General features: G+C 73.1%; 18 protein-coding genes, 1 pseudogene and 1 riboswitch. Of the genes and pseudogenes, 16 read left to right on the forward strand and 3 right to left on the reverse strand.

What is annotated here, in order from left to right; translation table 11 throughout:
- The first annotated feature begins 3 nt into the window (after positions 1–3).
- The 8 genes from ACFC79_RS31510 (at position 4) to cobC (ending at position 9,757) form a co-directional block, all read left to right on the forward strand.
- Complete coding sequence (locus tag ACFC79_RS31510; protein ID WP_376247221.1) at positions 4–234, forward strand: hypothetical protein; 231 nt, start codon at positions 4–6, stop codon at positions 232–234.
- Between the two features lie 172 nt (positions 235–406).
- Positions 407–540: riboswitch (cobalamin riboswitch) on the forward strand.
- 144 nt (positions 541–684) lie between these two features.
- Complete coding sequence (locus ACFC79_RS31515; protein WP_376247224.1) at positions 685–1,719, forward strand: cobalamin biosynthesis protein; 1,035 nt, start codon at positions 685–687, stop codon at positions 1,717–1,719.
- Positions 1,716–3,242 (forward strand): cobyric acid synthase, encoded by a 1,527-nt coding sequence (locus ACFC79_RS31520; RefSeq protein WP_376247227.1) that lies wholly within the window; start codon positions 1,716–1,718, stop codon positions 3,240–3,242. Before ACFC79_RS31515 ends, ACFC79_RS31520 begins: the two co-directional genes overlap by 4 nt.
- Positions 3,243–3,429: 187 nt before the next feature.
- Positions 3,430–5,484: a putative cobaltochelatase gene (locus tag ACFC79_RS31525; RefSeq protein WP_376247229.1), complete on the forward strand. Its 2,055-nt coding sequence runs from the start codon at positions 3,430–3,432 to the stop codon at positions 5,482–5,484.
- Complete coding sequence (gene cobO / locus ACFC79_RS31530; protein WP_376247232.1) at positions 5,484–6,083, forward strand: cob(I)yrinic acid a,c-diamide adenosyltransferase; 600 nt, start codon at positions 5,484–5,486, stop codon at positions 6,081–6,083. The genes ACFC79_RS31525 and cobO overlap by 1 nt, the downstream gene beginning before the upstream one ends.
- Positions 6,084–6,093: 10 nt before the next feature.
- On the forward strand, positions 6,094–7,452 hold the full coding sequence (locus ACFC79_RS31535; protein WP_376247235.1) for a cobyrinate a,c-diamide synthase: 1,359 nt from the start codon (positions 6,094–6,096) through the stop codon (positions 7,450–7,452).
- A gap of 234 nt (positions 7,453–7,686) precedes the next feature.
- Positions 7,687–8,634 (forward strand): cobalamin biosynthesis protein, encoded by a 948-nt coding sequence (locus tag ACFC79_RS31540; protein WP_376247238.1) that lies wholly within the window; start codon positions 7,687–7,689, stop codon positions 8,632–8,634.
- A gap of 28 nt (positions 8,635–8,662) precedes the next feature.
- A complete protein-coding gene (cobC, locus tag ACFC79_RS31545; RefSeq protein WP_376247240.1) occupies positions 8,663–9,757 on the forward strand; it encodes an Rv2231c family pyridoxal phosphate-dependent protein CobC in 1,095 nt (364 codons plus the stop codon).
- A 211-nt stretch (positions 9,758–9,968) separates the two neighbouring features.
- Here cobC and ACFC79_RS31550 read toward each other — a convergent pair whose 3' ends face one another.
- Positions 9,969–11,057, reverse strand: a complete 1,089-nt coding sequence (locus ACFC79_RS31550; protein WP_376247243.1) for an SCO1860 family LAETG-anchored protein — start codon at positions 11,055–11,057, stop codon at positions 9,969–9,971.
- A 505-nt stretch (positions 11,058–11,562) separates the two neighbouring features.
- Positions 11,563–12,663 (reverse strand): amidohydrolase family protein, encoded by a 1,101-nt coding sequence (locus tag ACFC79_RS31555; protein WP_376247246.1) that lies wholly within the window; start codon positions 12,661–12,663, stop codon positions 11,563–11,565.
- 110 nt (positions 12,664–12,773) lie between these two features.
- On the opposite strand from ACFC79_RS31555, the gene ACFC79_RS31560 reads away from it, so the two are divergent.
- The 8 genes and pseudogenes from ACFC79_RS31560 to ACFC79_RS31595 all read left to right on the forward strand — a co-directional run bounded on the left by ACFC79_RS31560 (position 12,774) and on the right by ACFC79_RS31595 (position 18,876).
- The gene (locus tag ACFC79_RS31560) at positions 12,774–13,880 is read left to right on the forward strand and encodes a pyridoxal-phosphate-dependent aminotransferase family protein (RefSeq protein ID WP_376247249.1); all 1,107 of its coding nucleotides are present in this window, start codon (positions 12,774–12,776) and stop codon (positions 13,878–13,880) included.
- Between the two features lie 338 nt (positions 13,881–14,218).
- Complete coding sequence (gene ectA / locus ACFC79_RS31565) at positions 14,219–14,749, forward strand: diaminobutyrate acetyltransferase (protein WP_376247251.1); 531 nt, start codon at positions 14,219–14,221, stop codon at positions 14,747–14,749.
- A gap of 216 nt (positions 14,750–14,965) precedes the next feature.
- Entirely contained in the window at positions 14,966–16,234 is a 1,269-nt protein-coding gene (gene ectB, locus ACFC79_RS31570; RefSeq protein ID WP_376247253.1) for a diaminobutyrate--2-oxoglutarate transaminase, read from the forward strand.
- Between the two features lie 117 nt (positions 16,235–16,351).
- Positions 16,352–16,750: an ectoine synthase gene (locus ACFC79_RS31575; protein ID WP_376247256.1), complete on the forward strand. Its 399-nt coding sequence runs from the start codon at positions 16,352–16,354 to the stop codon at positions 16,748–16,750.
- A 3-nt stretch (positions 16,751–16,753) separates the two neighbouring features.
- Positions 16,754–17,647, forward strand: coding sequence for an ectoine hydroxylase (thpD, locus tag ACFC79_RS31580; protein WP_376247259.1), 894 nt, complete (start codon positions 16,754–16,756; stop codon positions 17,645–17,647).
- A gap of 179 nt (positions 17,648–17,826) precedes the next feature.
- Positions 17,827–18,255: a nuclear transport factor 2 family protein gene (locus tag ACFC79_RS31585; protein ID WP_376247262.1), complete on the forward strand. Its 429-nt coding sequence runs from the start codon at positions 17,827–17,829 to the stop codon at positions 18,253–18,255.
- A 103-nt stretch (positions 18,256–18,358) separates the two neighbouring features.
- A pseudogene (locus tag ACFC79_RS31590) lies at positions 18,359–18,559 on the forward strand (VOC family protein); the annotation flags it as partial.
- Positions 18,560–18,609: 50 nt separating this feature from the next.
- Positions 18,610–18,876, forward strand: a complete 267-nt coding sequence (locus tag ACFC79_RS31595) for a GntR family transcriptional regulator (RefSeq protein ID WP_376247264.1) — start codon at positions 18,610–18,612, stop codon at positions 18,874–18,876.
- A 60-nt stretch (positions 18,877–18,936) separates the two neighbouring features.
- Here the strand turns inward: ACFC79_RS31595 and ACFC79_RS31600 are convergent, their stop codons facing one another.
- Positions 18,937–19,275: a hypothetical protein gene (locus tag ACFC79_RS31600; protein ID WP_335935997.1), complete on the reverse strand. Its 339-nt coding sequence runs from the start codon at positions 19,273–19,275 to the stop codon at positions 18,937–18,939.
- Between the last annotated feature and the right edge of the window lie 211 nt (positions 19,276–19,486).

The raw sequence follows: 19,486 nt of genomic DNA on the forward strand, positions 1-19,486 counted from the left end.
AGCATGAAAATCGACTGGGCGGCTCTCGGCTCCGTCTTCGGTGTGTCCCTCGTCGTCACCGTCGCGCTGGTGGGCCTCTTCACCCTGGGCATCGTCGGTCTCGCCAAGCAGCCCGAACCGGCGGCGCAGGGCGGCTCCGGCGGCTCGCAGCTGCTGGCCCGCGCGGGCGCGTACCTCTGCTTCGCGCTGTGCGCGGCGGCGGTCGTCTACGGGATCTATCTGATCGTCGTCTGAGCCTCTTCCTCCGCACTCCCCCGTCGGGCCGGACACCCTCCGTGTGTCCGGCCCGACGCCGTGCGCCGCGGCCCGATGTGGGTCTCGGCACACTGCACCGGCGCAGGTCAACGGCGAGTTGACGGGCGTTCTCGGTGCGTGGTGGACTGCCGGAGCCAATTACGGCGACAGCAGAGGAAGCCGGTGCGAATCCGGCGCGGTCCCGCCACTGTCACCGGGGAGCGGCCCCCACACCGGGAACGTCACGGCACGCCACGCGCGAGCTGGAAGGCCGGGGGAACCGCGGATCCGGGAGCCAGGAGACTCTCGTCGCCGATCACGTCGAACCAGGGCGCGGACCCTGAGTGAGGACATGTCGCCATGCCTGGCAGCCGTGCGTCCCTTGCAGCGGCGCTCTCGCCGAGAGCCGCCCGAACGATGTCCCTCCGAGGCACGACGGCAGGCTGAGCCATGCGTGCCGACCGCATCTTCGCGTACGGCGCCACGGCCGGTCTGATCGGCGATCTGCTGCTCGGTGACCCCCGCCGGGGGCACCCGGTCGCCGCCTTCGGGCGGACCGCGGCGGGCGTCGAGCGCCGTCTGTGGCGCGACCACCGCGGGTGGGGCGCGCTGCACACCCTCGTCTGCGCCGGAGGCGCCGCGGGCGGTGCCGTGCTGCTCACCCGCGCCCTGCGGGGTCGCCCCGCCGCCTCCGTCGTGCTGACCGCGGCCGCCACCTGGTCCGTCGTCGGCGGCACGTCGCTGGGGCGGGAGGCGCGGGCCATCGGCGGCGCGCTGGCCGCCGGGGACGTGGAGCTCGCCCGCGAGCGGCTGCCGCATCTGTGCGGGCGCGACCCGCACTCCCTGGACGGGCCGCAGATCGCCCGCGCCGTGGTGGAGTCCGTGGCCGAGAACACCTCGGACGCCGTGGTCGGCGCCCTGGTGTGGGGGGCGCTGGCCGGGGTGCCCGGCCTCGTCGGATTCCGGGCCGTCAACACCCTGGACGCGATGGTCGGCCACAAGTCGCCCCGCCACCGGCGCTACGGCTGGGCCTCCGCCCGCCTCGACGACCTCATGGGCTGGCCCGGCGCCCGGTTGACGGCCCTGCTCACCGCGGCCGCCGGAGGGCGGCCCCGGGACGCGGTACGGGCCTGGCGGGCCGACGCGGCGAAGCACCCGAGCCCCAACGCGGGCCCGGTCGAGGCGTCGTTCGCGGGTGCGCTGGGCGTACGCCTGGGCGGGACGCTGGCGTACGGCGGCCGGGTCGAGCACCGGCCCGTGCTGGGCGGTGCGACCGGCCGGGCGGTGGGGACCGAGGACATCGAGCGGGCGGTGCGGCTGTCGCGCCGGGTGGGCGCGCTGGCGCTCGGCGTGTGCGTGGCGGCCCGGCTGGGCGCGGGCCTCGCCGCCCGCCGCATCGCCGCGGCGGGCGGCGCAGGGGCCCGGAACACCCGGGTACCAGGTGCGGGCGGACGGCGACGGATCGCGGGACGGAGACGGATATGAGCGGCGGACTGCTGATCGCCGGCACCACCTCGGACGCCGGCAAGAGCGTCGTCACGGCGGGTATCTGCCGCTGGCTCGTGCGCCGGGGCATGAAGGTGGCGCCCTTCAAGGCGCAGAACATGTCGCTGAACTCCTACGTCACCCGGGAGGGCGCCGAGATCGGCCGCGCCCAGGCGATGCAGGCGGCGGCCGCCCGGGTGGAGCCGACCGCGCTGATGAACCCGGTCCTGCTCAAGCCCGGCGGCGACCGCTCCAGCCAGGTGGTCCTGATGGGCAGACCGGTGGGCGAGATGAGTGCCCGCGGCTACCACGGCGGTCGCCAGGAAGCGCTGTTCGGCACCGTGGTGGACTGCCTGGAGCAGCTCCGGGGCACGTACGACGCGGTGATCTGCGAGGGCGCGGGGAGTCCGGCCGAGATCAATCTGCGGCGCACGGACATCGTGAACATGGGGGTCGCACGCGCGGCGGGCTTCCCGGTCGTGGTCGTCGGCGACATCGACCGCGGCGGCGTCTTCGCCTCGTTCTTCGGCACGACCGCGCTGCTCGCCGCCGAGGACCAGGCACTGATCGCGGGCTACCTGGTGAACAAGTTCCGGGGCGACGTGTCGTTGCTGGAGCCGGGCCTGGAGATGCTGCACGGGATCACCGGGCGCCGGACGTACGGGGTGCTGCCCTTCGCACACGGTCTCGGCATCGACGAGGAGGACGGCCTGCGAGTCTCGCTGCGCGGTGCCGTGCGCGAGTCGGTCGTCGCGCCGCCGCACGGCGAGGACGTGCTGCGGGTCGCGGTGTGCGCGGTGCCGTTGATGTCGAACTTCACCGACGTGGACGCGCTGGCCGCCGAACCGGGCGTCGTCGTCCGGTTCGTGGACCGTGCCGAGGAACTCGCCGACGCCGACCTGGTCGTGGTGCCGGGCACCCGGGGCACCGTGCGGGCGCTGGCCTGGCTGCGCGAGCGCGGTCTCGCCGACGCGCTGGCGCGGCGGGCCGCCGAGGGCCGGCCGGTCCTCGGGATCTGCGGCGGTTTCCAGCTCCTCGGCGAGCACATCGAGGACGAGGTGGAATCCCGGGCCGGGCGGGTCGACGGGCTGGGCCTGCTCCCGGTACACGTCCGCTTCGACCGTGCGAAGACCCTCGCCCGGCCCGTCGGCGAGGCGCTCGGCGCACCCGTCGAGGGGTACGAGATCCATCACGGCGTCGCCGACGTGCGCGGCGGGGAACCCTTCCTGGACGGTTGCCGGGTCGGCCCCGTATGGGGCACCCACTGGCACGGGTCGCTGGAGAGCGACGTGTTCCGCCGCCGTTTCCTCGCCGAGGTCGCGCGGGCGGCCGGCCGGCGTTTCGTCCCGGCCCCCGACACCTGTTTCGGCGAGCTGCGCGAGGAGCAGCTCGACCGCCTCGGCGACCTCGTCGAGGAGCACGCCGACACCGACGCGCTGCTCCGGCTCATCGAGTCGGGCGCGCCGACGGGTCTTCCCTTCCTCGCCCCCGGGGCTCCCGGACTCCCGGGACGGCACGCGTGAACGCCCCTATGCGCCCCGCACCGCGCCCCGCACGTGCGGCGGCGCCTTCCGCCGTGCGCCCCTTCCCGTACCGGGGCGCCGCCCCCGGCCCCGCGCCCCGCCCGCCGGAGGGGCCGACACCGGTGACGCGGAAGTCGGTCCGCGTGCCGGAGGGGCCGACACCTCGCCGTTTTCCCCAGGAGGCATCGTGAGTACGCCGTACCCCTTCACCGCGCTCGTCGGGCAGGACGACCTCCGGCTCGGCCTGCTGCTGAACGCGGTCTCGCCCGCTGTCGGCGGTGTGCTGGTGCGTGGCGAGAAGGGCACCGCCAAGTCCACCGCCGTGCGGGCGCTCGCCGCGCTCATGCCCCGGGTGCCCGTGGTGCCCGGGTGCCGGTTCTCCTGCGATCCGGCCTCGCCCGATCCGGCGTGTCCCGACGGCCCGCACGAGGCCGGGCCCGACGTGTCGCGGGACGCCAGGATGGTGGAGCTGCCCGTCGGCGCGTCCGAGGACCGGCTCGTCGGGGCGCTCGACATCGAGCGGGCGCTCGCCGACGGCGTGAAGGCGTTCGAACCGGGCCTGCTGGCCGACGCCCACCGCGGGATCCTGTACGTCGACGAGGTCAACCTGCTCCACGACCACCTCGTGGACCTGCTCCTGGACGCGGCCGCCATGGGTGCCTCGTACGTGGAGCGCGAGGGCGTCTCGGTCCGGCACGCCGCGCGTTTCCTGCTCGTCGGCACGATGAACCCCGAGGAGGGCGAGCTGCGGCCGCAGTTGCTCGACCGCTTCGGGCTGACCGTCGAGGTGGCGGCGTCCCGCGAGACCGATCAGCGGGTCGAGGTGGTGCGGCGGCGTCTGGCGTACGACGCCGACCCCGAGGGCTTCGCCGCCGGATGGGCCGAGGAGGAGGAGGCGCTGCGGGCGAGGATCGCCGCCGCGCGGGCGCTGCTCGCGGATGTGCGGCTCGGCGACGGGGCGCTGCGGCAGATCGCGGCGACGTGCGCCGCGTTCGAGGTGGACGGGATGCGCGCCGACATCGTGATGGCCCGGACCGCGACCGCGCTGGCCGCCTGGGCCGGGCGCACGGACGTGCTGGCCGAGGACGTGCGCCGGGCCGCCCTGCTGGCACTCCCCCACCGCCGTCGGCGCAACCCCTTCGACGCGCCGGGCCTGGACGAGGACAAGCTCGACGAGACGCTGGAGCAGAACGGCGGCGAGGACGAGGACCCGGACCCGGACGGCCCCGGTGGCGGCGGCCGGCCCCCGCAGGACGACGGCCCCGGCGCCCCGTCGCGCCCCGAGGGGGAAGCCGCCGATGCCCCCGAGCCCTCCGTGCCCCAGCAGGGCACGGAGCAGGACACGGAGCAGGACACGGAGCAGGGACAGGGGCAGGGGCAGGGGCGGCCCTCCGATGGTGGTGAGCAGCAGCCCGTTCGCGCCGCCGAGCCGTTCCGGACCAGGACGCTGAGCGTGCCCGGTCTGGGCGAGGGCGCGGCGGGGCGGCGTTCCCGGGCGCGCACCGAGCACGGGCGCACCACCGGCTCGCGACGTCCGCAGGGCTCGCTGACCAAGCTGCACCTGGCGGCGACCGTGCAGGCGGCGGCCCCGCATCAGCGGGCGCGCGGCCGGTCGGGGCCGGGGCTGGTGCTGCGTCGGGACGATCTGCGGCAGGCGAACCGCGAGGGGCGCGAGGGGAACCTCGTGCTGTTCGTGGTGGATGCCTCCGGGTCGATGGCGGCCCGGCAGCGGATGAGCGCCGTCAAGGGCGCGGTCCTGTCGCTGCTGCTGGACGCGTACCAGCGGCGGGACAAGGTCGGGCTGGTCACCTTCCGCGGCCGGGACGCCGAGGTGGCGTTGCCGCCGACGTCGTCGGTGGACGCGGCGGCGGCCCGGCTGGAGCAGCTGCCGACCGGTGGGCGCACGCCCGTCGCGGCCGGGCTGCTGAAGGCCCACGAGGTGCTGCGGGTGGAGCGGTTGCGCGACCCGTCGCGGCGTCCGCTGCTGGTCGTGGTGACCGACGGGCGGGCCACCGGCGGCCCCGAACCGGTGGCGCTGGCGTCACGGGCGGCGCGGCTGCTCGGGGCGGAGGGTGTCGCGTCCGTCGTCGTGGACTGCGAGTCGGGTCCGGTGCGGCTCGGTCTCGCGGGCGATCTGGCCCGGGATCTCGGCGGCACCGTCGTGACGCTCGACGAGCTGCGGGCCGACGCGATCGCCGGGCTCGTCAAGGACGTTCAGGAAACCAACAGGAGGGCCGCGTAATGCCGAAGGGACAGCCGACCACCGTGCCGGACGACGGGCTCACCACCCGTCAGCGCCGCAATCGTCCGCTGCTGATGGTGCACACCGGTATCGGGAAGGGCAAGTCGACGGCGGCCTTCGGGATGGCGTTGCGCGCCTGGAATCAGGGGTGGCCGATCGGCGTCTTCCAGTTCGTCAAGTCGGCGAAGTGGAAGGTCGGCGAGGAGAACGCGCTGAAGGTGCTCGGTGCGAGCGGCGAGGGCGGCACCGTCGCCTGGCACAAGATGGGCGAGGGCTGGTCGTGGGTGCAGCGCGACCGGCAGCTGAGCAACGAGGAGGCGGCCCGCGAGGGCTGGGAGCAGGTCAAGCGCGACCTCGCAGCGGAGGCGTACCGGCTGTACGTGCTGGACGAGTTCGCGTACCCGATGCACTGGGGCTGGGTCGACACCGGCGAGGTGATCGAGGTGCTGCGGAACCGTCCGGGGACGCAGCACGTGGTGATCACCGGGCGCAACGCGCCCGAGGAGCTGCTGGAGGCCGCGGATCTGGTGACCGACATGTCGAAGGTCAAGCACCCGATGGACGCCGGTCAGAAGGGTCAGCGGGGCATCGAATGGTGAGTGACCTCCGGTGAACGTTCCTCGTCTGGTGATCGCCGCGCCCTCCTCGGGCAGCGGCAAGACCACGGTGGCCACGGGGCTGATGGCGGCCTTCGCGGGGCGGGGGCTCGCGGTGTCCCCGCACAAGGTGGGGCCCGACTACATCGATCCCGGCTACCACACCCTGGCCACGGGCCGGCCGGGCCGCAACCTCGACGCCTATCTGTGCGGTGCGGAGCTGGTCGCCCCGTTGTTCGCGCACGGGGCGCGGGGCTGCGACCTGGCGGTCGTCGAGGGGGTGATGGGGCTGTACGACGGGGCGGCGGGCAGGGGCGAGCTGGCGTCGACCGCGCAGGCCGCGAAGCTGCTGCGGGCGCCGGTGGTGCTGGTCGTCGACGCGTCGTCGCAGTCGCGGTCGGTGGCCGCGCTGGTGCACGGCTTCGCCTCGTGGGACCCGCAGGTGCGGATCGGCGGCGTGATCCTCAACAAGGTCGGCTCGCGGCGGCACGAGGCGCTGCTGCGGGAGGCCCTGGAGGAGGCGGGCATGCCGGTGCTGGGGGTACTGGGGCGGGCCGAGCGGCTGTCCGTGCCGTCCCGGCACCTGGGGCTGGTGCCGGTCGCCGAGCGGCGGCGCGACGCGGTGGACGCGGTCGCGGCGATGGCGGACCAGGTGCGGGCGGGATGCGACCTGGACGCGCTGCTCGCGCTGGCCCGTTCGGCGCCCGCGCTCGCCGAGGAGGCGTGGGACCCGGCGGGGGCGATGGCCGCGTGTGGCGGGCTCGTCGCCGGGGCCGGGAGGGTCGCCGTCGCGGCCGGGGCCGCGTTCACCTTCTCCTACGCGGAGCACACCGAACTGCTGGCCGCCGCGGGGGCCGAGGTGGTGCCGTTCGATCCGTTGCGGGACGAGGCACTGCCCGAGGGCACCCGCGGGCTGGTCGTCGGCGGCGGTTTCCCGGAGGTGTACGCCTCCGAGTTGTCCGCCAACGAGGGACTGCGCGGGTCCGTCGCGGCGCTGGCGCGCTCCGGGGCCCCGGTGGCCGCGGAATGCGCGGGGCTGCTGTACCTGGCGCGTTCGCTCGACGGGCTGCCGATGTGCGGGGTGCTGGACGCCGAGGCGCGGATGTCCGGGCGGCTGACACTGGGCTACCGGGAGGCGGTGGCGGTCGGCGACAGTGTGCTGGCCGCGGCCGGGACCCGGGTGCGCGGGCACGAGTTCCACCGCACGGTGCTGGAGCCGGGTGCGGGGGCCGCCCCGGCCTGGGGCATGCACCAGCCGGAGCGGCGCGTGGAGGGGTTCGTGCAGGACGGCGTGCACGCGAGCTATCTGCACACGCACGCGGCATCGGCGCCCGGTATGGTCCGCCGGTTCGTCGAGGGGTGCACGGGGTGAACGGCGGTCGGTGACCCGCCCGGCGCCCCGGCCCATCGGCCGGGGTCATCGGGAACGCGCCGAACGCCACGAAACACCGCCATCCGCTCTTGCCCATGCCGCTCCCGGCCCTGTCCGCCCCGTCGCGGCACCGGTGCGCGTCCCCGGCGCACCCCGCGTTCCGCCCTCCTCCCGCCCGCCCGTCCGTCCGTCCGTCCGTCCGTCCGCAGACCGTTCCCGAAAGGATCCCGTCCCGTGTCCGAAGCGATCGGTGCCGCCATGGCGTCCTGGCCCGGCCCCCGGACGCCGTACCTCCCGCTGGAGGGCGATGTGGCCGGCGTGTGGCGTGCGGTGCGGGACGGGGAGCGGGTGGAGCTGCGGGCGGACCCCGCGTGGCCGTTGCCGCCCGGTGTCACGCCTGGTGCGCGGGGCGCGGCGGTGCTGCGTGTCACTGACCGGGTCGTGCCGCTCGGGGAACGGACGGCGGTGGTGCGGCCGGCGTCACTCACGGTCGGGGTCGGTGCGTCCAGGGGCGTGCCCGCCGACGAGATCGTCGGGCTGGTCCGGCACACCGTGCGCGAGGCCGGACTCTCGCACCTGAGCGTCGCGGAACTGGCGACGCTCGACACCAAGGCCGACGAACCGGGCGTCGCCGCCGCGGCCGCGCGGCTCGGCGTTCCGCTGCGGTCGTACCCGGCCGGTGAACTCGCCCGCGTCGAGGTGCCCAGCCCGTCCGGCACGGCGCTCGCCGCCGTCGGCACGCCCTCCGTCGCGGAGGCCGCAGCACTCGCCGCCGGGGGCGAACTTCTCGTGCGGAAGCGGAAGTCGGCACCCGAGGGACGGGCGGCGATGGCCACCTGCGCGGTGGTGCGCCGGGCAGGCGGGTCCGGTCCCGACCGTTGCGTGAAACCGGGTGCCCGGCGCATAGTCGTTCTGCCGTGCTTCCTCCTCAGCGGCGTCCTGCCGGACCGGTGCCGTCACCGGGCCGCGGTGCGGGCCGCCGTCCGACCCGAGCCGGACATCCGTCCGACCGAGGTCGTCGGTGCGGCCGGAAAGCTGTACGGCCTGGTCATGAAGCGCCACCGGGAGGCGGACGAGGGCGATTTACGGATGAACTGCGACTCATGCGTCCACCGAATCGCGCTGCCGGGCTTCGAGGACACGGTGGGGCTGCCACGAGCGGCCGCACCTGCGCCCCGATGACGACGGCCATCCCACCCCCACGGCGGTCATGCACACTCCCACGGAAGGTCCCGACGCGACAGGCGCGGGCACGCACGATCTGCGGCACCACGGTGACGCGGAGGTACAGGGACGGGGCCGAGATCTGACCGATCTCGCCGTCAACGTACGAGCGAACACTCCCCCGCCCTGGCTGCGGGAACGGATCGCCGCGTCGCTGGGCTCGCTCGCCGCCTACCCGGACGGGCTGGCCGCGCGGGCGGCGGTCGCGGCCCGGCACGGGCTGCCGCCCGAGCGGGTCCTGCTGACGGCGGGGGCCGCGGAAGCGTTCGTGCTGATCGCACGGGCCCTTCCGGCCCGCCGTCCGGTCGTGGTCCACCCGCAGTTCACCGAGCCGGAGGCGGCGCTGCGCGCGGCCGGGCACGAGGTCGGCCGGGTGCTGCTGCGGGCCGAGGACGGATTCCGGCTCGACCCGGCGGCGGTGCCCGAGCACGCGGATCTGGTGGTGGTCGGCAATCCGACCAACCCCACATCGGTCCTGCACCCGGCGGCCGTGCTGGAGGAACTTGCCCGTCCCGGGCGGACGCTGGTCGTCGACGAGGCGTTCATGGACGCGGTGCCGGGCGAACGCGAGGCGCTGTGCGGGCGGACGGATGTGCCGGGGCTCGTGGTGCTGCGCAGCCTCACCAAGACCTGGGGGCTCGCGGGGCTGCGCATCGGCTACGTGCTGGCCGCCCCCGAGACGATCCGGGCGCTGGAGGAGGCGCAGCCGTTGTGGCCGGTGTCGGCCCCGGCGCTGGCCGCGGCCGAGGCGTGCATGGAGTCGCGGGCGCTGGCCGAGGCGGCCGGCGCGGCGGAACGGATCGCCGTGGACCGGTTCCATCTGGTCGCGGGGCTGCGGGAGTTCGCCGAGGTGCGGGTGGCGGAGCCGGCCGAGGGACCGTTCGTGCTGGTGCGCCTGGAGCGGGCGGCGGAGGTACGGGAGAGGTTGCGGATGCTGGGGTTCGCGGCGCGCCGCGGGGACACCTTCCCCGGGCTCGGACCGCAGTGGCTGCGGCTGGCGGTGCGCGACCGCACGACGACCAACCGCTTCCTCCAGGCCCTCGACCAGGCGTTGCAGTCGCTGACGGCCGTGTCGCGCTGACCGCCGTCGCACACCGTCGGCGCGACCCGGCGCGCGGGAAGGCGTGAGCCGGGAACGGCACACGGGGAACGGCACCCACGCCCGGGAACGGCACACGGGGAGCGACGTCCCGTCCTGGAGACGCCGCTCCCCGCCTCATTCACCCGCCGCCCCGGAATTCACTCGCCGCTCCGGACCCGGACGGCGGCAGGGCGCGTGGGCCCGAGGGCGGTCAGCCGCGGGCGCGGCGCCTGGCCAGGACCGTCGCCCCCGCGCCCGCCCCGAGCAGGACGGCCGCGCCGCCCGCCAGGTACGGGGTCGCGGAGCTGCCGCCCGTCTCCGCCAGGTTCGAGCCGTCGGCCGGGCCCCGGCCCGTGCCGGTCTGGGTCTTCACGTCGCCTCCGGTGGTGCCGTTGCCGGAACCGGTGCTGGACCCGCCGTCGCTCGAACCACCACCGTCGGCACCGCCATTGCCGGAGCCGCCATTGCCGGAGCCCCCGGTGTCCGAGCCGCCGCTCGAACCGCCGTTGCCCGAACCGCCGTTGCCCGAACCGCCGTTGCCCGAGCCGCCGTTGCTCGCACCGCCGTCGTCCCCACCGCCCCCGGTGCCGCTGGGGGTCTCGCAGGTCGCCTCGACGAGAGTGACCTCGCCCCGCACATCGGCGACGTTCAGCTTGAGCGGGTTGACGGAGACCTTCAGGCTCAGCGCGGTCGCCGCCGCGGTGCGCGAGGTGGTGTGCGTCCTGGACAGGTCGAGGGTGACCTCGCCCAACGCGGGCACCTCGATGTGCGTGCTTCCGGCCGCGGTGAGATCGATCCGCTTGCCCAGGACCGTGACGTGTCCCAGGACGTTCGACTCGGCGACCGGCTTCCTGCCCGCCTCGCAGACCGCCCTGGACGTGACCTTCTCGACCTCGATCAGCGGCAGGCCGGGCAGCCCCGGCACATGGACCCGGGCCTTCGCCACATTGCTGTAGCCCTCGGCCCGGTGCTTGTCGGCGGTCGCGGTCGCGGTCGCCACGTCGGCGCTGAGCACGCTGACCGGCCGACCGTCCTCCACCCCGTCGAGCCGCACGCTCAGTGCGGTCTCCTTGGCGTCGGCCGGCGCCTTCACCTCGTTGAGCGTGGCCTTGAGCGGCACATCGATCGTCTTGTTCAGGAGCGAGACGTCGAGTGCGGTACGGAGCACGACCGCGCCCGCCTTCCCGTCGCCGGTGGTCGTGGCGGCCGCGGCCGCTGCCTGCGCCGGGACGGTGGCCAGCAGGGCGACCGGCGCGGCGGCGACCGCCAGAGCTGCCAGGCGGAAGGTGTTGCTGTTCAAAATGGTGGAACCCCCACAAGAGACATGGAGTCACCGGTGCCGCCCAATGGGGGACATCGCGGGCACCGGCGACCTCGACCCCGAAAGCTTTGCGCACGAAGGGTGAACTGACAGACACCTGCGGCGAGTTCACTCTAAAGGGAGGTTTCCGCGCCTGTATTCGATTATCTCGGTACGTCCGTTCCCGAAAGTCACCCGATCCACCGAGCGCCGACGGCGCAAAGGTTGACGGCACCGGGACGTGCGCCGAAGTGTTCCAACGATGAGGGCGGCATCGAGGCAACCGCCGGTCAACACTGCGCACCCCGGCGAATCCGCGAAGGGGTACCGCGTCCCCTTCCGCCGCTCCGGCCGGAGACAGCAGGGGACAGCACCGGGGACAGCGGGAGACGGCCTGAGGCGACCGGTCGCGCCCGGGGCGACCGGAACCGGCCGGCGGCAGCCGGGACGGAGACGCCCGCACCCCGGCCGCGTCCGGCCCTCGGGACGGCCCTCGGGACGGCCCTCAGCCGATCACCCGTCCGTTCAGCACGACGCGGCGGGGAGCCGCCAGCACCCGCACGTCGGCCCGCGGATCCTCGTCGTACACCACCAGATCCGCCGGGGCGCCCTCCTCCAGCGACGGCCGGCCGAGCCACTCGCGCGCCCCCCAGGTGGTCGCGGACAGCGCGTCCAGGGCCGGGATGCCCGCCTTCACCAGCTCCACGACCTCGTCCGCCACCAGACCATGGGCGAGCACCCCGCCCGCGTCGGTGCCGACGAAGACCGGGACACCGGCGTCGTACGCCGCTCGCACCGTGTCGTACCGGCGCTCGTGCAGCCGCCGCATATGGGCCGACCAGCGGGGGTACTTGGCCTCGCCGCCCTCGGCGAGCGAGGGGAACGTGGCGATGTTGACCAGGGTGGGGACGATCGCCACACCGCGCTCGGCGAAGAGCGGGATCGTGTCCTCGGTGAGCCCGGTGGCGTGCTCGATGCAGTCGATCCCGGCCTCGACGAGGTCGCGCAGCGAGTCCTCGGCGAAGCAGTGCGCGGTCACCCGGGCCCCCAGCCGGTGCGCCTCGGCGATGGCCGCCCCGACCGCGTCGCGCGGCCAGCAGGCGGACAGGTCCCCCACCTCCCGGTCGATCCAGTCGCCGACGAGCTTGACCCAGCCGTCGCCGCGGCACGCCTCCCGGGCGACGTACGCGACGAGGTCGTCCGGCTCGATCTCGTGGGCGTAGTTCCGGGTGTACCGACGGGGCCGGGCGATGTGGCGTCCGGCCCGGATGATCTTCGGCAGGTCCTCACGGTCGTCGATCCACCGGGTGTCGGCGGGCGAGCCCGCGTCCCGCAGCAGCAGCGCCCCCGCCTCCCGGTCGTCGACGGCCTGCTTCTCGCTGGTCGCGGCGTCGACGGCGCCGTGGAGATCGAGCCCGACATGGCAGTGGGCGTCGACCAGCCCCGGCAGCGCCCAGCCGGTGACGGTCGGCGCCTCGTCGGCCCCGGCGGGCCGTTCGTACGAGATCCGCCCGTCCACGGCCCAGAGTTCGTCCCGGACCTCGTCGGGTCCGACGAGCACCCGCCCCTTCACGTGCAGCACCCGCGGTGCCCTGTGATCGCTCATGGGCAGCACTGTACGAGGCCCCCTCCGGCGCGCTCGGTACGCTTCGGACCGAGCCCCGTCCGTTCCGCGGCGCCACCGCGGCCGGTCCCCGATCCGAAGAGAGCACCACCGTGACGCATCCGTTCCTCGACCTCGCCCCGCTCACCGCCGCCCGCTTCGCGGCCATCGAACAGCGGGTGGCCGGCCTCCTCGCCACCGAGCAGGACGTCGTCATCACGCAGGGCGAGGCGCTGCTCCCGCTCGAAGGCTGCATCCGGGGCGGCGCCCGGCCCGGCTCGACCGCGCTGAACGTCGTCACCGGGCCGTACGGGCAGACCTTCGGGAACTGGCTGCGGGACTGCGGCGCCGAGGTCGTCGACCTGGCGGTCCCGTTCCACACGGCGGTCACCGCCGACCAGGTGGCACGGGCGCTGGACGAGCACCCGGAGATCGACTTCGTCTCCCTGGTGCACGCGGAGGCGGCGACCGGCAACACCAACCCGGTCGCCGCGATCGGCGAGGTGGTCCGGGCGCACGGGGCGCTGTTCATGCTGGACGCCGTCGCGTCCGTGGGCGCCGAGCCGCTGCTGCCGGACGCGTGGGGCGTCGACCTGTGCGTGATCGGCGCGCAGAAGGCGATGGGCGGCCCGGCCGGGGTGTCGGCGGTGTCGGTGAGCGAGCGGGCCTGGGAGCGGATCGCCGCCAACCCGCAGGCTCCGCGCCGCTCGTACCTCTCGCTCCTGGACTGGAAGGAGCGCTGGATCGACGGTGGCCGCAAGGCACTGCTGCACGCCCCCGCCCAGTTGGAGATGCTGGCCCTGGAGGCGTGCGTGGAGCGGATCGAGAACGAGGGCCTGGACGTGCTGATGGCCCGGCACGCCTCGGCCGCCGCGGCCACGCGTGCGGGCGCGGTGGCACTCGGCGGCGGTCTGTCGCCGTACGTCCACGAGGCGAAGGACGCGGCACCGGTCGCGACCACGCTGCGTGCGCCCGAGGGGGCCGACGCGGCGGAGCTGGTCGCGCGGGCACTGGCGGCCGACCCCTCGCTGCCGCTGATCGCGGGCGGGGGCGCGCTGTCCAAGGAAATGATCCGGGTCAATCACTACGGTGTGGATGCGACGCGGGGCGCGGTGCAGTCCTCGCTCGCGGCTCTGGGGGCGGCGCTGGCCGACACGGGCCGGCAGGTCGACCTCGAATCTGCCCGGAAGGCCGTTTCGGAAACCTGGCCGAGCGAATAAATCCGCACCGTCCGGCGATATTCCATAAATGCGGGGAGCTGCTCGATCCTGAGCAGCTCCCCGCATTCTTCTGCCCGCTTTCCCGGACCCTAAACACCCCGATCCGAATCGCCCCCACATCGGTTCCATCCACACAATTCCGTTGCGTGATCCGAGAGTTATGACCTTGTGACCGACTCCACATCGCGACCGTCATGCCGGATAAAGGCCCACCAAAATGGGTGATATCGGCGGCCGGTCGCGCCGGTGCACGCACTCGCGTGATAACACAGAAAGGAACTCCACCCAACCCCTCACGTCGATGCAATTTAAGGATTTGCTGGGTAAATTCAATTTGCATGACCGCCGCACCAGCAGATTTTGCACGTGCCCGAAGCGAATTCATCACCATCGACACCCCACGAGTGGAGGACGGGGCCGCGATCTGGCGCATCGCCCGCGACTCCGAGGTCCTGGACCTCAACTCCTCGTACAGCTACCTGCTGTGGTGCCGTGACTTCGCGGCCACCTCCGTGGTCGCCCGCGACGGCACCGGGGAGCCCGTCGCCTTCGTGACGGGATACCTCCGGCCGGACCGCCCCCGGACCCTGGTCGTCTGGCAGGTGGCCGTCGACCGCGACCACCGGGGGTCCGGGCTGGCCGGAAGACTGCTGGACGCACTGACCTCGCGGGTCGCCGAGGAGCGGGGGCTCGCATCGGTCGAGACGACCATCACCCCGGACAACACCGCGTCGGACCGGCTGTTCACCTCCTACGCCCGGCGTCACGCCGTCGCCCTGGAACGCGAGGTGCTCTTCGAGGGCGAGCTGTTCCCGGAGGGCACGCATCTGCCCGAAGTCCTCTACCGCATGGGCCCGTTCCCCGCCTGATCGGCCGACCCGCCCGACAGGGCCACCCGCCCGGTCGGCCCGTACCCGGGCCCCTCCTCGTCCGGCCCCGCGCGGGACCACCGGTCCTTCACCCCGACCGGCATCCCGCTCCGGCCCGGACGCCCCGACCGGATGTCCCGGTCGGCCCCGAGCCCCGGACCGGCCCGCCCGTTCCACCCGCACGCACCACGCCACCCCCTTCGAGCAGGAGACCCTGTGACCATCACCCCGCCCGCGCTGAGTGTCTTCGAGACCCTGGAGTCGGAGGTTCGGAGCTACTGCCGCGGCTGGCCCGCCGTGTTCGACCGTGCGCAGGGCGCCCGCCTCACCGACGAGGACGGCCACACCTACCTCGACTTCTTCGCCGGCGCGGGGTCCCTCAACTACGGCCACAACAACCCGGTGCTGAAACGCGCGCTGCTCGACTACATCGAACACGACGGCATCACCCATGGCCTCGACATGGCCACCACCGCGAAACGCGCCTTCCTGGAGTCCTTCCAGAACAACGTGCTGCGCCCGCGCGACCTCCCGTACAAGGTGATGTTCCCCGGCCCGACCGGCACCAACGCGGTCGAGGCGGCGCTGAAGCTGGCCCGCAAGGTGAAGGGGCGCGAGTCGATCGTCTCGTTCACCAATGCCTTCCACGGCATGTCGCTGGGCTCGCTGGCCGTCACCGGCAACGCCTTCAAGCGGGCCGGGGCCGGAATCCCGCTGGTGCACGGCACACCGATGCCGTTCGACAACTACCTCGACGGCCGGGTGCCCGACTTCCTCTGGTTCGAACGGCTCCTGGCCGACCAGGGGTCCGGTCTCAACCAGCCCGCCGCCGTGATCGTCGAGACGGTCCAGGGCGAGGGCGGCATCAACGTGGCGCGCCCCGAATGGCTGCGGGCGCTGGCCGATCTGTGCCGTCGCCGCGACATGCTGCTGATCGTCGACGACATCCAGATGGGCTGCGGCCGTACCGGGGCGTTCTTCTCGTTCGAGGAGGCCGGCATCACGCCCGACATCGTCACCCTGTCCAAGTCGATCAGCGGTTACGGACTGCCCATGTCGCTCTGCCTGTTCCGGCCGGAGCTGGACATCTGGGGACCGGGCGAGCACAACGGCACCTTCCGCGGCAACAACCCGGCGTTCGTCACGGCCGCCGCCGCGCTGGACGCCTACTGGGCGGACGGCCAGATGGAGAGGCAGACCCTGGCCCGGGGCGAGCAGGTCGAGCAGGCGCTCCTCGCGATCTGCGACGAACACATCCGGCTCGGGGCGCAGTACCGGGGCCGCGGCCTGGTCTGGGGCGTGGAGTTCACCGACGCGTCGCGTGCAGCCGCGGTGTGCGCCCGCGCCTTCGAACTGGGCCTCCTGGTGGAGACCTCCGGCCCGCAGAGCGAGGTCGTGAAGCTGCTGCCCCCGTTGACCGTCACCCCCGAGGAACTGGACGAGGGCCTGCGCACGCTGGCCCGTGCGGTCCGCGAGACCGCCTGACATTCCCCGGGGCCTCGCGCACCTCCCCGTCCCGCGCCGGCCCGGCCCCGCCCCGGCTCGACCCGGCCGGCGCGGGGCGAACAGAATCACCGCAGAGAGAAAGGCAACCCACCCACCGTGATCGTCCGATCCTTCAGCGACATCGAGAACACCGACCGCCACGTGAAGGCCGCTTCCGGAACCTGGGAGAGCAAGCGCATCGTGCTCGCCGGGGAGAAGGTGGGCTTCTCCCTCCACGAGACCACGATGTACGCGGGAACCGAGACGTCGATGTGGTACGCGAACCACATCGAGGCCGTCCTGTGCGTCGAGGGCGAGGCCGAACTCACCAACGACGAGACCGGGGAGAAGCACTGGATCACCCCCGGCACGATGTACCTGCTGGACGGCCATGAGCGCCACACCATGCGACCCAAGACCGATTTCCGCTGCGTCTGCGTCTTCAACCCCCCGGTCACCGGCCGCGAGGAGCACGACGAGAACGGTGTCTACCCTCTGCTGACCGAGGAGGGCTGAGCCATGGCGACCGACGCACGCCTCGACCTCTACCCCACGCGCGGCACGGCCGAGGTCATCACCCCCCGCCGGGACCCGGTCGTCTGGTCCGAGCCCGGTGCCCCCGGTCCGATCGCACCGCAGGACCTCCAGGGCTTCGAGCGCGACGGCTTCCTCACCGTCGACCAGCTGATCACCCCCGACGAGGTGGCCGTCCACCGGGCCGAACTGGACTGGCTGATCGCCGATCCGATGGTGCGGGCCGACGAGCGCTCGATCATCGAGCCGGCGTCGCAGAAGGTCCGGTCGGTCTTCGAGGTCCACCGGATCAGCGAGGTCTTCGCCCGCCTGGTCTCCGACGAGCGGGTGGTGGGCCGGGCCCGTCAGATCCTCGGTTCGGACGTGTACGTCCACCAGTCGCGGATCAATGTGAAGCCGGGCTTCGGCGCCTCGGGCTTCTACTGGCACTCGGACTTCGAGACCTGGCACGCCGAGGACGGGCTGCCGCACATGCGGGCGGTGTCCGTATCGATCGCGCTGACCGAGAACCACGACACCAACGGCGGGCTGATGATCATGCCCGGTTCGCACACGTCGTTCCTCGGCTGCGCCGGCGCGACCCCGGAGGACAACTACAAGCAGTCCCTGCGGATGCAGGACGCGGGCACGCCGTCCGACGAGGCGCTGAGCGGGCTGGCCGACCGACACGGCATCAAGCTCTTCACGGGCGGGGCGGGTTCGGCGACCTGGTTCGACTGCAACTGCATGCACGGTTCGGGCGACAACATCACCCCGTACCCGCGCAGCAACGTCTTCATCGTCTTCAACAGCGTGGAGAACGCCGCGCAGGAGCCGTTCGCGGCGCCGGCCCGGCGTCCGGAGTTCATCGGGGCGCGGGACTTCACCCCGGTGAGGTGACGTTCCGGCGGACCGGGTGGGGCGGGGCGATGCCCGCCCCACCCCACCCCGCCCCGTGTCCGTCGCGCGGATCCGGGCACCGCCCATACTCATCAAGTTTGACTACTCGCCCCGAGGGGCATATCTTTCCCTGTAGTCAAATTTGATGAGTACGAACGAAGAGAGCACGAGGAGCCCGCGTGACCCACCTGCCCGACACCGGATACGTCCCGACGGCCGAGGACCGCGCGAGCCTGGCCGCCTGGTTCGCGGAGTACGACGCGTGCAGCGCCCGGCGCGACGTCGAGCGCATGGCGGACATGGCGGTGTTCCCCCTCAATCTCGTGAGCGACGACGCGGCGGGCGACGGCCGTTCGGCGCAGTGGGACCGCGAGCGGTTCGTCGCGACGATGACGCGGGTGATGGGCGAGGGAGACGAGGACATCTCGTTCGAGTCCACTCGGACCCCCGTCTTCGTCTCCTCCGCGATGGCCGTGGTCTTCTCGGACTCGGCCATGACCGCGCAGGGCCACACGCAGCACCTGCGGTACGCCGACATCCTGATCCGGCGGAACGGCCGGTGGGCGTTCCAGACGATGGTCCAGAGCGGTTGGGGGGACAACCTCTGAACCGCGCGCGGTGAGGTCCGCCGCGCGGGTGCACCCGCGCGGCGCCCGTCCGCATCTGCGAATCCGATGGACCGCGGCGGCCGGGGCGGCGAGAGTACCGCCCATGACCTCACACGTACGTCACCTCACGATCGACTGCGCCGACGCCTACGAGCTCGGCGGCTTCTGGTCCCGGGTGCTCGGTTCCCCGTTCTCCGACGAGGACGCCCCGGGCGATCCCGAGGCGCTCGTGCGGGCGCCGGGCGCCGCGCTGCTGTTCGTCACGGTGCCGGAACCGAAACGCGTCAAGAATCGCGTGCGTCTAGCCACGTATAGAAACGCTCCTCAGCGTGTCCGGTTGTCTACGCTTCTTCCATGAGCCCGAGCATTGACTACGAAGCCCCGACACCGCCCTACCAGCAGATCGCGGCGGAGATCATCCGGGATATCAAGTCGGGCACCCTCGCCGTAGACCGCCCGATCCCCTCGGAGTCCTCTCTGATCCAGCGATGGGGCGTGGCGCGGGACACCGCCCGTCGCGCGGTGCGGCATCTTCGGGAACTCGGGTACGTCTACACCGTGCCGCAGCGAGGCACTTACGTGCGCGACCGCAGCGAGGCCGAGCGCCAGGACGCGCAGTAGCCCCGCCCGCGTGTGCCACGGGGCAGCACGCGGACGGGGCCGGTATGGCTGTGCGGTCGGTCAGTGTGGCGCAGAAGTGGACGCGCGTAGATCAGCGAGACGTCGCTGATACATCGGCCCGACGGCGTGTGCGCCCCTGGCCTCGCTCGGCGTTGCCTGTTCGACCAGGTGATGGGAGACCGCCTTGAGGTGAGCGGCCCAAGCAATCACGTGCTGTTGAGCCGTCCGCCCGCATTCCTGCGGTTCACCAGGGAGGCACAGCGGGAGTTCCGGCCCGAGCTTGTTGGCCGCGTGCCGGACGTATCGAGCGATGGTGAGCCATTCGTCCTCGGTCCGCTGGATGGCGTTGCCGTCCTCCTCCCACCCCCATGGACCGAAGTCGTCCCCGTGATCGTCCATCTGTGTGCTCCCTTGCATTCAGCGGGCTAGGCCCAATACAGTTCAGTTAGTGACTCGGATGGTGACGTGAGGGCCGTGTTCGGGCTGGGGCCAGTGTGCGTGGTGGGAGCGTTTCACGGCCCATTTCAGGACCTTGCGTTTGACGACTCGCGGGTGTGAGCGTTTTCGGCGGGGTGGGTTGAGGTGTTGGGTGAGCCATCGGATGGCGTAA

Origin of the sequence: Streptomyces sp. NPDC056061 (assembly GCF_042266885.1) — a bacterium.
Lineage (GTDB): Bacteria > Actinomycetota > Actinomycetes > Streptomycetales > Streptomycetaceae > Streptomyces.

Bases quoted from the DNA above. Each gene is read 5' to 3' on its own strand.
- ACFC79_RS31600 (WP_335935997.1), bottom strand. From the start codon at position 19,275: ATGGACGATCACGGGGACGACTTCGGTCCATGGGGGTGGGAGGAGGAC.
- ACFC79_RS31595 (WP_376247264.1), top strand. From the start codon at position 18,610: ATGAGCCCGAGCATTGACTACGAAGCCCCGACACCGCCCTACCAGCAG.
- ACFC79_RS31515 (WP_376247224.1), top strand. From the start codon at position 685: ATGCGTGCCGACCGCATCTTCGCGTACGGCGCCACGGCCGGTCTGATC.
- cobO (WP_376247232.1), top strand. From the start codon at position 5,484: ATGCCGAAGGGACAGCCGACCACCGTGCCGGACGACGGGCTCACCACC.
- ACFC79_RS31510 (WP_376247221.1), top strand. From the start codon at position 4: ATGAAAATCGACTGGGCGGCTCTCGGCTCCGTCTTCGGTGTGTCCCTC.
- ACFC79_RS31520 (WP_376247227.1), top strand. From the start codon at position 1,716: ATGAGCGGCGGACTGCTGATCGCCGGCACCACCTCGGACGCCGGCAAG.
- thpD (WP_376247259.1), top strand. From the start codon at position 16,754: ATGGCGACCGACGCACGCCTCGACCTCTACCCCACGCGCGGCACGGCC.
- cobC (WP_376247240.1), top strand. From the start codon at position 8,663: ATGCACACTCCCACGGAAGGTCCCGACGCGACAGGCGCGGGCACGCAC.
- ectA (WP_376247251.1), top strand. From the start codon at position 14,219: ATGACCGCCGCACCAGCAGATTTTGCACGTGCCCGAAGCGAATTCATC.
- ACFC79_RS31555 (WP_376247246.1), bottom strand. From the start codon at position 12,663: ATGAGCGATCACAGGGCACCGCGGGTGCTGCACGTGAAGGGGCGGGTG.